The following is a 13,268-nucleotide window of genomic DNA, read 5'->3' as shown; positions in this document are numbered from 1 at the left end:
CCGCCCCGGTCAGGGATCGCGAAGCGACCCCGAAGGGGCTTGTCCTTGACCGGGGGGCTGAGTCGCTCAGGCATCAGAAGCGACGGACGGCTGCGGAGCGCAGGCGCGGGGCCTGTTCTCTGGTGAGTTCAGAAGCGCCCCCCCCATTGCCGGCGCCCCCTCCCCGCGGCCCGCGACAACGCCTCTCCCAGGTCAAAGCCCGCCCGCAGGGCGCCTGCTCTCCGGTCCCCCCAAACGCGAAAGGGCCGCGCACGGCGCGGCCCTTCCCAATTCCATCCGGTCTGCGAAGATCAGTTCTTCGCGTAGAACTCGACCACCAGGTTCGGCTCCATCTGCACCGGGTACGGCACGTCGCCCAGCGAGGGAACCCGCACGAAGGTGGCGGTCATCTTCGAGTGGTCGACCTCGAGATAATCGGGCACGTCGCGCTCCGAGCTGTCGGCGGCGCCCATCACCAGCTCCATCTGGCGGGACTTCTCCTTGACCGCGACCACGTCGCCCTCCTTCACGCGGTAGGAGGGGATGTTCACGCGGCGCCCGTTCACGGTCACATGGCCGTGGTTCACGAACTGGCGAGCGGCGAAGATCGTCGGCACGAACTTGGCGCGGTAGACCACCGCGTCCAGGCGCTGCTCGAGCAGGCCGATGAGCATCTCGCCGGTGTCGCCGCGCAGGCGCTCGGCCTCGGCGTAGATGCGGCGGAACTGCTTCTCGGTGATGTCGCCGTAGTAGCCCTTCAGCTTCTGCTTGGCGCGCAGCTGCACGCCGAAGTCCGAGAGCTTGCCCTTGCGGCGCTGGCCGTGCTGGCCGGGGCCGTACTCGCGGCGGTTCACCGGGGACTTCGGACGGCCCCAGATGTTCTCGCCCATGCGGCGGTCGATCTTGTATTTCGCGGCGGTGCGCTTGGTCACAGCGGTCGCTCCTCTGACAGGTCTCGCATCGCGCGCCCTCCTCTGCGCCTCCCCCCGGGGGGAGGGCCGACAGGCCGGCCTGCGGACAGGACGGACCTCGAGCGGCGGTCCGCGCGGATCTTCGCGGGACCCGCGCCTTTTACGCGCGTCGGGCGGCGAGTCAACCGCCGCGCCCTCCCCCCGCCGCCTGACATGGATCAAGGCGCCCCTTGCCCCCGCGGTCGATGCTCCGCCCACAAGAAACGATCGAGGGACCGCGTCCGCGCGTCCCGCGCCTGCGGCCCCCGCGCCGTTCCGACACAGGGCGCAGGCCGCGTCGGACGGCCGCGCGCCGCGCTCTCCTCGCCCGGGAGAGCGCGGCGCGCGGATCCGCCCCTCCCGCCCGACATCGTATAGCATCGAGCGGAGCCGCCCCCCGGCGATCGGGACCGTTCTCGTCGTCCGGACCGGCCTGCCTGGGCCCCAGCCCGCCCCGCGCGACGCCGCGCCGATGGCGCGCAAGCGCGAAGCCCGCCCGACCGCGATGCTGGCCCACGACGCCCGCCGCGCCGCCGCCCCGCGTGTCCACTCGACGCCCGCATCGGTCGCCGCGCCGCTGGCCGACCGCCGCGCCGCCATGGCCATCGCCGCCGCCGAACTGACCCGGGATCTCGAGCGCGATCGCTCCGGCACGACCCACTATGTCGAGCTCGCCGAACCTCGCTCGGGCCTGCCGGCGACAGGCGCCTGCGAGCACTCGCGCCTTGCCAAGGGGGTGGTCGGCAGCGTCGTTCGCCGGATCCTCGCCGAACTCGGCGCGCCGGTGCTGATGGCCTCTGAGCGCCGCCGCAGCCGGCCGAGCGCCCGCTTGCCGCTGCGGCCCGCGCCCTGCTGCTGGACTAGGCCGCGCCGCCCGCCGGACGACGCCCGGGGCCGCGGACGGGAGCGCGGCGACGACCCGCCCGCCCGCGATCCGCGCCCCGCCCGCGGCGCGGGATCGGCGCGGCGCCCGGGCCCAGCGCCGCGGCAGACCGCCGTCTGGAAACCCCTCCCACCCGGCGCCCGGAACCGGCCCGCAATCGACCGACCCGCTCCGTCCCGATCGGCCACGTATCACCCCGCCCGCAACGCGCCCAACGCCGACCCCGCGCCGCGAGCCCGACGCCGGCCACCTGGCGCCAGCGTCGCGCGGCGCCCCCGCGCAGCGGGGCCCTGCCAGGCCAGCCCCAAAGCGCGCCCCACGACCGGGACGCAAGCCCGCCGGCCAAGCGCGCCTCGCCCGGCCCGCGCCCGGCGCCCCCTCTCCCCTTGACCGGGCGCCCCGGTCACGCCGGCCACAAGCGCCACGCCGGCCCCGCGCCGCGAGCCGGACGCCGGCGACAGGCGCAACCTCGACGCGGCGCTTCGCGACCGGGCCCCAGCCCCCCGCGGCCTCTCGGCGCGCCGGACGCCCATCGAAACGCTGGCCCCCCCGGCGCAAAACCGTCATCCTGCGCGCCGGGCCGCGGCGATGCGCGCCTCTGGAACCCCGGCCCCGACCGGCGTATCCCTCACCCGACCGGCGCCTCGCCGGCCCCGACGCCACGCCGACCAACGGCCCGAGACGGAGCGCCCGCCGACCGCCAGCCGAGCCAGACCGCCCCGCGCCCGTTCCGGCCAGGCCCGCCCGCGCCGCCGCCCGGACGCCCGCCGGCCCCGCCCCGACCGACCGTCCTCCGCGCCCGACCCCGCCGCCGCCCGCCCCCGACACAGCCTTCACCCGGAGTCCGCCCGCGTTGATCGACTTCCTGCTCGCTCACGGACCCGCCATGATCACCCTCGCGGTGCTCGTGGGCATGTTCACGCTGTTCTGCATGGAGCGCTTCTCCCCCGAGGTCGTGGCCATCGGCGGAGTCGCCGTGCTGATGGCCGCCGGCGTGCTCGAGCCGGCGACCATGCTCAACTCCTTCTCCAACGCCGCCCCGATCACCATCGGGGCGATGTTCATCCTCTCGGGCGCCCTGGTGCGCACCGGCGCGCTCGACGCCTTCACCCGCCTCGCGCTGGTCTGGGCCGAGACCCGCCCCGTCGCCACGCTCGCCGCCTTCGCCGGCTTCGTGCTGACCGCCTCGGCCTTCATGAACAACACGCCCGTCGTGGTCGTGATGATCCCGATCGCCATGCGCCTGGCCCAGAAGGTGGGCACCTCCGGCTCGCGCCTGCTGATCCCGCTGAGCTACCTCGCCATCCTCGGCGGCCTCTGCACGCTGATCGGCACCTCGACCAACCTGCTCGTCGACGGCGTCGCCCGGCAGGCGGGGATGGAGCCGTTCTCGATGTTCGAGGTGACGCCGCTCGGCATCGCGGTCGCCGCCGCCGGCCTGATCTACCTGCGCATCGCCGCCCCGCGCCTGCTGCCCGACCGCCAGGCGATCACCGACTTCCTGGGCGAGCGCAAGCGCCTCTCCTTCATGACCGAGGTGGCGATCCCCCCCGGCTCTCCCGTCATCGGGCAGGAGGTGCTGAAGGTCGAGCTGTTCCGCCGCCAGGGCATGCGCGTCGTCGACGTCCTTCGCGGCGACGAATCGCTCCGCCGCAACATGGCCGGCGTGGTGCTGCAAGAGGGCGACCGCGTGGTCCTGCGCACCGGCGTGAACGAGCTGCTGGGCCTGCGCGAGACGCGCGCCCTGCACATGGTCGACCGGATCTCGGAGAAGAAGACCGTCACCGTCGAGGCCCTGATCGGCCCCGACTGCCGCCTGGTCGGCCGGCGCCTGGGCGAGCTGCGCCTGCGCCGCCGCTACGGCGTCTATCCGCTGGCCGTGCACCGCCGCTCGCAGAACCTGGGCCGCCAGCTCGACGACATCTTCGTGCGGATCGGCGACACGCTGCTGCTCGAGGGCGACCCCGACGACATCAAGCGCCTGGCCGAGGACGTGCGCCTCGTGGACATCGCGACGCCGACCGAGCGCCCCTACCGCCGCGACCGCGCCTGGATCGTGATTTCGGTGCTGGCCGCGGTGGTGATCCTCTCGGCGCTCGAGATCGTGCCCATCGTGGCCGCCGCCGTCATCGGCGTCGCCGTGGTCCTGTTCACCCGCTGCATCGACGCCGACGAGGCGTTCCAGTCGGTCGAGGGCCGCCTGTTGGCCCTGATCTTCGCCATGCTGGGCATCGGCGCGGCATTGGAAAGCTCCGGCGCCGTGCGGCTGGTGGTGGACGCCATCGCGCCGGCGCTGATGCAGGTGAACCCGCAGGTGGCGCTGTGGCTGCTGTTCCTGATCTGCTCGGCGCTGACCGAGCTGGTATCGAACAACGCCGTGGCGGTGGTGATGACGCCCATCGCCATCACGCTCGCCCACACGCTGGGGGTGGACCCGCGCCCCTTCGTGGTGGCGGTGATGATCGCGGCCTCGGCCAGCTTCGCCACCCCCATCGGCTACCAGACCAACACGCTGGTCTACGGCCCCGGCGGCTACAAGTTCACCGACTTCGTGAAGATCGGCCTCGGCCTGAACCTGCTGGTCGGCGTCGTCGCCTGCCTGCTGATCCCCTTCATCTGGCCGCTGTGAGGGGTCCGTGGAGCTGCTGATCGTCCTGCTGGGCCTCGCCGTCCTCGTCGTCCTGGCGATCTGGGGCTGGACCGTGCGCGCCATGGTCCTGCGGATCGAGCGCGCCCATCCCGCCTACGCTGGCGAGCTGCGCGCCCGCGCCCCCAAGAAGCCGATGCGCATGGCGCTCGCCTCCGAGCTGCAGAAGGTGCTCGGCGGGGACGAGCCGCTGCCCGCCGATCCGGCGCTGACCGCCCGCGCCGCGACCGAGCGGCGGCTGCGCCTGGCGCTGATCTTCCTCGCCCCCGCCTTCCTCGCGGCGCTGTTCCTGGCCTGAGCGCCCGGCCCGCGACCGCCGCGCCGCAGCCCCGCGCCACGGCTTGCCCCGGCGGTCGCCTTCGCCTAAGAGGGCGGCCCATCGGGACATCGGAAAACCGCGCGAGAGGCTCGTCATGGCCGGCCATTCGAAATGGGCCAACATCCAGCATCGCAAGGGGCGCCAGGATGCGGCGCGCTCCAAGCTCTTCTCCAAGCTCGCCAAGGAAATCACCGTGGCGGCGAAGATGGGCGACCCGGACCCCGACAAGAACCCTCGCCTTCGCCTCGCGGTGAAGGAGGCCAAGTCGCAGTCCGTGCCCAAGGACGTCATCACCCGCGCGATCAACAAGGCCTCGGGCGGCGACGCCGAGACCTATGAGGAGATCCGCTACGAGGGCTACGCCCCCGGCGGCGTCGCGGTGATCGTCGAGGCGCTGAGCGACAACCGCAACCGCACCGCCTCGAACGTGCGCTCGACCTTCTCCAAGCTCGGCGGCAACCTCGGCGAGACCGGCTCGGTCCAGTTCATGTTCGACCGCATGGGCCAGGTGATCTACGCCGCCTCCGTCGGCGACGCCGACACGGTGATGGAGGCCGCCATCGAGGCCGGCGCCGAAGACGTGGAATCCGACGCCGACGGCCATGTGATCTGGTGCGCCGCCGACGACCTCAACGAGGTCTCGACCGCGCTCGAGGACTCGCTGGGCGAGGCCGAGACCGCCAAGCTGGTCTGGAAGCCGAACATCACCAACGACCTAGACCAGGAGGCGGCCGAGAAGGTGCTGCGCCTGATCAACGCGCTGGAAGACGACGACGACGTCCAGAACGTCACCGCCAACTTCGAGATGTCCGACGAGGTGATGGCCGCCCTCTCGGCCTGACCCCTCGCCGGTCCCCGCCCAGAAGCCCCGGACGCCCGCGTCCGGGGCTTCTCGCGTTCAGGACCTGCGGCCGCGAAGGCACCGGACCGGCCCGAGACGTCCGGGGACCCCATATTCGCATCGCAAGCAACAGACCCCGGAGGCCGGGACTTCGCCATCCTGGGGGATCGTCACGCCGACCCGCCGCCCCCGCCTGCCGCCTGTTCAGCCCCCCTGATCACTTCCCCCGGCATTTCTTTACCATCTGGTCACGTTATTGCGCCCACCCTCCCGGATCGCTTGATCCCGGGGCCTCGCCGCGCAGATCAAGGACGTGGCAGAGCCGAAACGGCCGCCGCCCCGGCCGGGGCCTTCGCGCCGGGATCGAGCACAGGGGAAACGCTCCATGAATGCGCCGCAGGCGATCAGCGCCGCCGAACCCTCCTTCCGCCAGTCCGTCGAGCTGATGTTCAACCGCGCCGCGGGGCTGATGAACCTCTCGCCCGGGCTTGAGGAGAAGATCCGCGTCTGCAACGCCACCTACATCGTCCGCTTCGGGGTCCGCCTGCGCGGGGGCATCCGCACCTTCACCGGCTACCGGGCGGTGCACTCCGAACACCTCGAACCCGCCAAGGGCGGCATCCGCTACGCCATGTCCGTCGACCAGGACGAGGTCGAGGCGCTGGCCGCGCTGATGACCTACAAGTGCGCGCTGGTCGAGGCCCCGTTCGGCGGCGCCAAGGGCGGCCTGTGCATCGACCCGCGCGAGTGGACAGAGGAGGAGCTGGAACGCATCACCCGCCGCTTCGCCTACGAGCTGATCAAGCGCGACCTGATCAACCCCTCCCAGAACGTGCCGGCCCCCGACATGGGCACCTCGGAGCGCGAGATGGCCTGGATCGCCGACCAGTACCGGCGCATGGCCACCACCGACATCAACGCCCGCGCCTGCGTCACCGGCAAGCCGCTGACCCAGGGGGGCATCGCCGGCCGGACCGAGGCCACCGGCCGCGGCATCCAGTACGCGCTGCAGGAGTTCTTCCGCCACCCCGACGACGCCGCCGTGGCCGGCCTGCTGGGCGACCTGCACGGCAAGCGCGTCATCGTCCAGGGCCTGGGCAACGTCGGCTGGCACGCCGCGAAATTCCTCTCCGAGGAGGACGGCGCCCGCATCGTCGGCGTGATCGAGCATGACGGCGCCGTCCTCGACCCCGACGGGATCGACGTCGCGGCGCTCAAGACCCATCTCGACGCCGCCGGCGGCGTCCGCGGGTTCGAGCAGGGGAGCTTTCGCGCCGACGGCATGTCCGTGCTGGAGGAGCCCTGCGACATCCTCATCCCCGCCGCGCTCGAAGGGGCGATCCACGCGGGCAACGCCCACCGGATCCGCGCCAACCTGATCGTCGAGGCCGCCAACGGCCCCGTCACCGCCGCCGCCAACGACATCCTGCGCGAGCGCGGGGTGGTCATCGTCCCCGACCTCTACGCCAACGCCGGCGGCGTCACCGTCTCGTATTTCGAGTGGGTCAAGAACCTCTCCCACATCCGCTTCGGCCGGATGGAGCGCCGGCGCGAGGAGGCCCGCCACCAGCTTCTGGTCGACGAGATGGAGCGGATGGGCGGCGACCGCCTGGGCGAGGGCCTCTCGCCCGGCTTCAAGGACCGCTACCTGCGCGGCGCGACCGAGCTGGAGCTGGTCCGCTCCGGCCTCGACGACACGATGCGCGAGAGCTACCAGGCGATGCGCGAGGTCTGGCGCTCGCGCGACGACGTCCCCGACCTGCGCACCGCCGCCTACCTCGTCGCCATCGACCGCGTGGCCGACAGCTACCGCGCGCTCGGCCTCTAGCCCGCCCCGAGCTCAGACCCGAGTTCAGGCCCGAGCGCGCGCGCCGACGCCGGGCGGCAGGCGGCCGTCCGGCGTCAGGGCGCAGGCCCTCAGGACTTCAGGCGAAGGCGCTCGCCCTCTCAGGCCCGCCGACGGCGTCCGACGAGGGCCGGGGCCCCCAGGCCCAGCGCCGCCAGCGGAGCCGCGGCAGGCAGCGGCCCGAACACCGGCGGCGTGGCGGCGCAGCTCTCGGCATGGGCCAGCGCGAAGATATGGACCGTCGCGCCCGGGGACAGCGTGTGCCCCAACACGTCCTCGACCCCGTCGTCCACCGAACCGGCAAAGCCATGCCGCGGATCCGTCTCGTCCTCGTGCATGTCCCAGCCGAACAGCTCCTCGTCGTCGCCGAACAGGCAGATCTCGGCCGCCGCATGGCCGAAGCCGTCCTCGACCGGCAGGTCGTCCAGCAGCACCGAGATCTGCAGCGACAGGTCGAGGGACAGCGGCAGGTCGATCGACGTCCCGCTCGCGGTGTTGGTCACCCCGGCGACCGGCACGCTGTCGGCGCCCGCGTGGGCCTCGCCCACCGGCCCCTGGGCCGCGGCGCCAGCGAAACCGCGGACACACGTCATGGATGGCTTCCAGTCGCATGAGCTCCGCGATGCGCCTGAGACCGCAAGCAGGGGTGATCGGCCGCGTGTGTCCGCGCGGCGTCGGACCGGCCGTTCCCTGCCCCCCACGGGGGCCGCCACCGCCGTCAGGCGGCACGCGCGCCCGGCTTGCCGCGCGGCAGACGACCTGCATGTGAATGCGGCCGGGGCCGCCCCTCCGCTCAGCGCCGCTTCAACGAGCTTCCCCCGGTCGGCGCGAACGAGAAGATCAGCGTCGCCGCGGCCACCAGCGCAGTCAGCAGCCCCACCCCGATCAGCAGCATCCGCCGGTCCAGCGCCTCGGCCTCGAGGTCGAAACCGCCCGAGGGGGGCGGCGGCGGCGCCGCCTCCGGCTCGGCCTGCGCCTGCAGGGCGGGGTCGAGCGCGGCAGCGCCGCCGGCGGCCAGCAGCGCCCCCGCGCGGATCGGGTCGCCGCGCTGGCGCAGGGCGTGGCTCAGCGGATCCTCGACCCCGGCGAACAGCCGCGAAAGCATGTCCTCGTCCGCCCCTGCGGCCGGCCCCGGACCTCCGCCGCGCAGCAGCCGGCGCAGACGCGCAGCGGCGTCGGGCGCGGCGTCGGGCGCCGCCTCGCGGCGGACCAGCGGATCGGCATGTCCGGGCTGGAGGGAGACCGGCATCGGCGCCGCGCGCAGCGCCCGTCGGCCGGTCTCTGAGAGGAGGGTCGCCGCGCCCGGCTCGCCGCCCTCGTCGAGCAGCAGCTCGACCCGCGGCCGAGGCCCCGGCGCGCCGCCCAGCGGGGCCATCACCGGCGCGGCCGCCATCACGCCCAGCGGCGCGGGGCGCAGCTCCGACTCGGTCCCGGTGCTGAAGAAACCGTCGAGGGCGCCGATCTCGTCGGCCAGGGCGTTGTGCGCGAGGCAGATCTGCGCAACGCACAGCGCCGCCGCCGCTCCTGCAAGCCGTCGAACCGACGTCAGGCTGAAAGCCCGCATCGCCCCCTCCCATGACACACGCGGCCGAACACCGGCCCGAACGCAAACACGTCACACATTAACACAATCGCCACCCGCCTGAAGCAGGCTGACGTCGCAGGCGCTCCCGCAGGGCGGGAGCGCAGACGCGCCCCCGAGGCCCCCCCCGAGGCCCCCCCTGAGGCGCCCCCGACGCGAGCCCGCCCGACCGTCGGCCCCGACTTCAGGCCAGACCGCGGGCGCCCACGTCGAGGTACTTGCGCCGGCGCGTCTCGCGACGCTCCTGCGGGCTCATCGCGTCCAGCTCGCCCAGCATCTCGCCGATCGCCTGGCCGACGCGGCGCAGGGTCAGGCCGCGGTCGCGCTGGGCGCCCCCGACTGGTTCGGGGATCACCCGGTCGCACACGCCCAGCTTGCGCAGGTCCTGGGCGGTCAGGCGCAGCGCCTCGGCGGCCTCGCGCATCTTCTCGGAGTTCTTCCACAGGATCGAGGCGCAGCCCTCGGGGCTGATCACCGAGTAGACCGAGTGCTCCAGCATCGCCACCCGGTCGGCCGTGGCGAAGGCCACCGCTCCGCCCGAGCCGCCCTCGCCGATGATCACCGAGATCAGCGGCGAGCGGATCGTCAGGCACATCTCGGTCGAGCGCGCGATCGCCTCGGCCTGGCCGCGCTCCTCCGCGCCCTTGCCGGGATAGGCGCCGGCGGTGTCGACAAGCGTGATGCAGGGCAGGTCGAACCGGTCGGCGAGCTCCATCAGCCGGGCGGCCTTGCGATAGCCCTCGGGGCGCGCCATGCCGAAGTTGCGGTCCAGCCGGCTCTGGGTGTCGTGGCCGCGCTCATGGCCGAAGACCACCACGGGGCGGTCCTCGAACCGCGCGAGGCCGCCGACCACGGCGCGGTCCTCGGCAAAGGCCCGGTCGCCGGCGAGCGGCGTGTATTCGGTGAACAGCGCCCCGATGTAGTCCAGCGAATGGGGCCGCAGCGGGTGGCGGGCCACCTGGCATTTCCGCCAGGGCGTCAGCCCCTTGTAGAGGTCCGCCAGCATCGACCGGGCGCGGTCGTCGAGGGACTTGGCCTCCTTCTCGACGTCCATCTCCGGGTCCTGCCGGGCGAGCGCGCGCAGCTCCTCGGCCTTGCCCTCGATCTCGGCGAGCGACTTTTCGAAGTCGAGATAGGTCTGCATCGGCTCCCCTGGCTCCGTCCGTCGGGCTCCGCGTGCCTGTGCGGGTGGGGCGGGATTTAGGGTGCAAGAGGGGTCCGAGGCAAGGGCGCCCCGCCGCCGAAGCCCCGCCGCAGGCCCCCGATGCGCTCGGGAGATCCCCGCGCGTCCCCTCCCCGCGCCGGGGTCAGTCCAGCGGCGCGGGCGGTTTCACCGGCCGGAACAGCTCCCGCGAGGGGCCGTCATAGACCGTGCCCGGCCCGGCCGAGCCGTCGCCCTCGAGCGCCACCCCCGGCCGCGTCTCGACCGGCGCCCGCCGCAGGGGCTGGGCATCCGTCCGGCGCGAGGGCGCAAGGTTCTCGGGTTTCGGCGCGGCCGACAGCGGCGCCGGCGCCTGCTGCTGCCCAAGGCTCAGGTCGCGCCCCGCGCCGCGGGCGTCATAGGGCTGGCAACAGGGCTGCACGCCAGGCTGGCGCGCCACGCTGGGCAGGCTCGGCTGATACTGCGCCATCGCCGGCGCGCCGAGCGTCAGCGCGCCCGCAAACGCCGCCCCCAGCGTCCGCAGCCGCGCGCCGGCGGCGGCCTCTCGCCCGGCGCGGGCCTGTCGGAAGATTGTCTCATGCAGGGTCATCTGACGAGCCTCGCGCGCAATTGCGGCCCGGATGCGGCCCGGACAGGGCGGCCTCGCGCCGCCCCGCGCGTCTCCGTGTCGTCTCGCTCGCGGCGCACCCGCTCAGGGCAGGCCCGCTCACTGCAGGACCGGACGCCCCTCGTCGTCGAGCGTCACCCGCGGCCCGTCGAGCCCGCGCGGCGTCTCGACGCGCACCGCCTCGTCGGTCAGCACCGGCCCCGCGCCCTCGAACGGATCGTTGACCGAGGTCCGACCCGGGCGCATCGTCTCGCGCCGCGCCGCCTCGGCGTCGCCGTTCAGCGCCCGGACGCCGTCGGGATCGGCCGCGCCCAACCGCGCCTTCATGTCCTCGCGCGCCCGGGCCCGGTCCACCTGCTCCTGGTAGCGCCACTCGGCGCGGCGATCCTGCAGCGCGTCGATCTCGGGACCGGAGTCCACCGCCTGCTCGGGCGGAGGGCTGTTGAAGCGGTCGCGGGTGTCGGCCGGGAGCTGCTTGAACGTCGCCCCGCCGGGGTCGGGATAGGCCTGTTCGGCCGTGGCCACGCCGAGGCCGACGCCCGCCGCGCAGGCCGCGGCCAGGATGCCGCGCGTGAAACTGGACTTGGTCATGTTCGCCTCCTTGGCCGCTCGGATGGAATGAGGGCTCGGCGATACACATCGGCGTCCGTCAAGGCGGAACGGCGCCGATCCCCCGGCGGAAGCGCGTCCATCCGCAGGGCGGGCGCCCCATCCACCGCCCGAGGGGCGGAACCGCCTCCCGTCGGGGCGATCCGGGCAGGCGTCCAGAGGGCAGGCGCCCAGAGGGCAGGCGCTCGGGGCAGGCGCTCAGGCGTCCAGCACAACCTCCGCAGGCTCGGCCAGGTCGGCCAGCTCGACATTGCGCTCCGGCACGGCCCGGTCGACCACCAGAAAGTCCTGCGCGGCCAGCGTCAGCAGCGGGAAATGCCAGACCCCCGCGGCATACTGCGCGCCCTGGTCGCCGCGCGCGAGGAACGCCCGCAGCGGCGCGCCGGGCGTCTCGGCGCAGACCGCCAGCCACGGTCGTCCCCCCAGCGGCACGAAGGCCTGCGAGCCGAAGGGGTGCCGCTCGAGCATGTCGATCAGCAGCGGGCGCGGGCGGCCGCGAAAGATCGACAGGATCGGCGCCCCGCCCTCGACCGCCACCTCGGCCAGCGCGTGGAACCGCGTCGTGAACCCCGCGTTGATGCCGATGGCCGAGGCGGGATCCGCCTCGATCACCGCGCCGAAGGGGGCGAAGCCCTCAGCCGTCAGCGGCTCGGGGGCCAGCGCCCTCAAGAGCGTCGCCCGAAGATCCGCAGCCGCGAGATGCCGCCGTCGGGGTGGATGTTCAGCTTCACATGGGTGACCGGGCCCAGCGTCTCGAGGCTCTCCTTGCCGAAGACGTGGATCTTGTCGGCCTCCAGCTTCTGCTCGGGCATCAGGCGGGGCCAGAACATCGACTGGGTGACGACCGAGCTGTCGGTCCCCCAGCCCACGTCCGCGGCCTGGATCGAGGCGCGGTCAGGGTAGTTGCCCTTGAAATGCGCCGTGTCGACCTCGATCCGCTCGACCACGCCCGCGGCGCCCAGCTGCACGATGATCCAGTCATACCCCGGCTCCCGCCGGCGCCGCGTCTCCCAGCCGTCGCCCATGTTGCGGCCTCGACCCTCCGAGAGGATCGACCACACGTCGCCGTAATGCGCGTCGTTCCAGCCCAGCACCCGCCCGCCGTTGCGCAGGGCCGAGAGTTCGACCACCCCCTCGCGGTCCGACCCCTCCCAGCTCGGCGCAGGCGAGCCATAGACCCGCAGCCGCGCCACCCCCCCGTCGGGGAAGATGTTCAGCCGCACCCAGTTGTAGAGGCCGGGGTTCTTGGTCTCGACGAAGTGGTGCCCGCTCGGCCCCAGCGTGATCGAGGGGATGATCTCCGTCCACGCCGTGCGCTCGGTCGGCGGGTTCTCCGAATACACCGCCCAGACCGAGGCCGCGCGCGGATAGTTGCCGGTGAAGAACGAGGTGTCGATGTCCACCCCGTAGATCGCGCCCTTGCCGCCCAGGCGCACCACGCACCAGTCATGGCCCGAGTCGCGCCGCCGCCGGCTCTCCCACCCGTCCATCCACTTGCCGTTCTCGTCGAAGGCGGCGGGGCGGAACACGGCGGGCGTGTCCTGCAGCATCCGGTTCATCTCGGCGAAGAAGTCGTTCGAACACTCGACCGCCTCCGCGCCCAGGCGCGGCGAGGCCAGGTTGATCTTGTTCGCAGCCCACTCGGGCAGGTCGGGCAGCGGGGCGACGATCTCTTCGGCCATGGGATCTCCGGAGGGCGAGCGGCAGGGGGCCGGCGCAGGGCGCCCGGCCGGGTTCGCTCCGGTTTAGCGCCGATTGCGCGTGGCGCAAAGGCGCCGAGGCGCGGAGCGGGCGCCGCCAGGCGGGACGCGCGGACCCGCCGCCGCCCGCCCCCGGCCGCCAC

The 13,268-nt window shown here is 73.5% G+C and carries 12 protein-coding genes; 4 read left to right on the top strand and 8 right to left on the bottom strand.

Annotated elements, in window-relative coordinates; all coding sequences use genetic code 11:
• Window positions 1-290: 290 nt before the first annotated feature.
• Window positions 291-911 (bottom strand): 30S ribosomal protein S4, encoded by a 621-nt coding sequence (rpsD, locus tag AAC134_RS22150; RefSeq protein ID WP_339951675.1) that lies wholly within the window; start codon window positions 909-911, stop codon window positions 291-293.
• Window positions 912-2,698: 1,787 nt separating this feature from the next.
• Between rpsD and AAC134_RS22145 the strand changes: the two genes are divergently transcribed.
• The 4 genes from AAC134_RS22145 to AAC134_RS22130 all read left to right on the top strand — a co-directional run bounded on the left by AAC134_RS22145 (window position 2,699) and on the right by AAC134_RS22130 (window position 7,447).
• Window positions 2,699-4,441, top strand: coding sequence for an SLC13 family permease (locus tag AAC134_RS22145; RefSeq protein ID WP_339951677.1), 1,743 nt, complete (start codon window positions 2,699-2,701; stop codon window positions 4,439-4,441).
• A gap of 7 nt (window positions 4,442-4,448) precedes the next feature.
• On the top strand, window positions 4,449-4,757 hold the full coding sequence (locus tag AAC134_RS22140; RefSeq protein WP_339951673.1) for a hypothetical protein: 309 nt from the start codon (window positions 4,449-4,451) through the stop codon (window positions 4,755-4,757).
• A 115-nt stretch (window positions 4,758-4,872) separates the two neighbouring features.
• Complete coding sequence (locus AAC134_RS22135) at window positions 4,873-5,619, top strand: YebC/PmpR family DNA-binding transcriptional regulator (RefSeq protein WP_339951671.1); 747 nt, start codon at window positions 4,873-4,875, stop codon at window positions 5,617-5,619.
• 385 nt (window positions 5,620-6,004) lie between these two features.
• Window positions 6,005-7,447 carry a Glu/Leu/Phe/Val dehydrogenase gene (locus AAC134_RS22130; RefSeq protein WP_339951669.1) on the top strand — a complete coding sequence of 481 codons (1,443 nt, stop codon included), beginning with the start codon at window positions 6,005-6,007 and terminating at the stop codon, window positions 7,445-7,447.
• 119 nt (window positions 7,448-7,566) lie between these two features.
• Here AAC134_RS22130 and AAC134_RS22125 read toward each other — a convergent pair whose 3' ends face one another.
• The 7 genes from AAC134_RS22125 to alc form a co-directional block, all read right to left on the bottom strand.
• The gene (locus tag AAC134_RS22125) at window positions 7,567-8,058 is read right to left on the bottom strand and encodes a hypothetical protein (protein ID WP_339951667.1); all 492 of its coding nucleotides are present in this window, start codon (window positions 8,056-8,058) and stop codon (window positions 7,567-7,569) included.
• A gap of 200 nt (window positions 8,059-8,258) precedes the next feature.
• Entirely contained in the window at window positions 8,259-9,029 is a 771-nt protein-coding gene (locus AAC134_RS22120; RefSeq protein ID WP_339951665.1) for a hypothetical protein, read from the bottom strand.
• 202 nt (window positions 9,030-9,231) lie between these two features.
• On the bottom strand, window positions 9,232-10,191 hold the full coding sequence (locus AAC134_RS22115) for an acetyl-CoA carboxylase carboxyltransferase subunit alpha (RefSeq protein ID WP_339951663.1): 960 nt from the start codon (window positions 10,189-10,191) through the stop codon (window positions 9,232-9,234).
• A gap of 163 nt (window positions 10,192-10,354) precedes the next feature.
• Window positions 10,355-10,798, bottom strand: a complete 444-nt coding sequence (locus tag AAC134_RS22110) for a hypothetical protein (protein ID WP_339951661.1) — start codon at window positions 10,796-10,798, stop codon at window positions 10,355-10,357.
• A 117-nt stretch (window positions 10,799-10,915) separates the two neighbouring features.
• Window positions 10,916-11,407, bottom strand: coding sequence for a hypothetical protein (locus tag AAC134_RS22105; RefSeq protein WP_339951659.1), 492 nt, complete (start codon window positions 11,405-11,407; stop codon window positions 10,916-10,918).
• Window positions 11,408-11,623: 216 nt separating this feature from the next.
• Window positions 11,624-12,094, bottom strand: coding sequence for an ureidoglycolate lyase (locus AAC134_RS22100; protein WP_339951657.1), 471 nt, complete (start codon window positions 12,092-12,094; stop codon window positions 11,624-11,626).
• Window positions 12,091-13,107, bottom strand: coding sequence for an allantoicase (gene alc, locus AAC134_RS22095; RefSeq protein WP_339951655.1), 1,017 nt, complete (start codon window positions 13,105-13,107; stop codon window positions 12,091-12,093). The genes AAC134_RS22100 and alc overlap by 4 nt, the downstream gene beginning before the upstream one ends.
• Between the last annotated feature and the right edge of the window lie 161 nt (window positions 13,108-13,268).

The organism is uncultured Albimonas sp., assembly GCF_963977235.1.
Taxonomy (GTDB): Bacteria; Pseudomonadota; Alphaproteobacteria; order Rhodobacterales; family Rhodobacteraceae; genus Albimonas.
Note: the sequence above shows the minus strand (reverse complement) of the source record. Positions and strands in the feature narration are given on the sequence as shown.

Coding starts and splice junctions, on each gene's coding strand:
- AAC134_RS22145 (WP_339951677.1), top strand. CDS start 2,699: ATGATCACCCTCGCGGTGCTCGTGGGCATGTTCACGCTGTTCTGCATG.
- AAC134_RS22135 (WP_339951671.1), top strand. CDS start 4,873: ATGGCCGGCCATTCGAAATGGGCCAACATCCAGCATCGCAAGGGGCGC.
- AAC134_RS22130 (WP_339951669.1), top strand. CDS start 6,005: ATGAATGCGCCGCAGGCGATCAGCGCCGCCGAACCCTCCTTCCGCCAG.
- AAC134_RS22125 (WP_339951667.1), bottom strand. CDS start 8,058: ATGACGTGTGTCCGCGGTTTCGCTGGCGCCGCGGCCCAGGGGCCGGTG.
- AAC134_RS22120 (WP_339951665.1), bottom strand. CDS start 9,029: ATGCGGGCTTTCAGCCTGACGTCGGTTCGACGGCTTGCAGGAGCGGCG.
- AAC134_RS22115 (WP_339951663.1), bottom strand. CDS start 10,191: ATGCAGACCTATCTCGACTTCGAAAAGTCGCTCGCCGAGATCGAGGGC.
- AAC134_RS22110 (WP_339951661.1), bottom strand. CDS start 10,798: ATGACCCTGCATGAGACAATCTTCCGACAGGCCCGCGCCGGGCGAGAG.
- AAC134_RS22105 (WP_339951659.1), bottom strand. CDS start 11,407: ATGACCAAGTCCAGTTTCACGCGCGGCATCCTGGCCGCGGCCTGCGCG.
- alc (WP_339951655.1), bottom strand. CDS start 13,107: ATGGCCGAAGAGATCGTCGCCCCGCTGCCCGACCTGCCCGAGTGGGCT.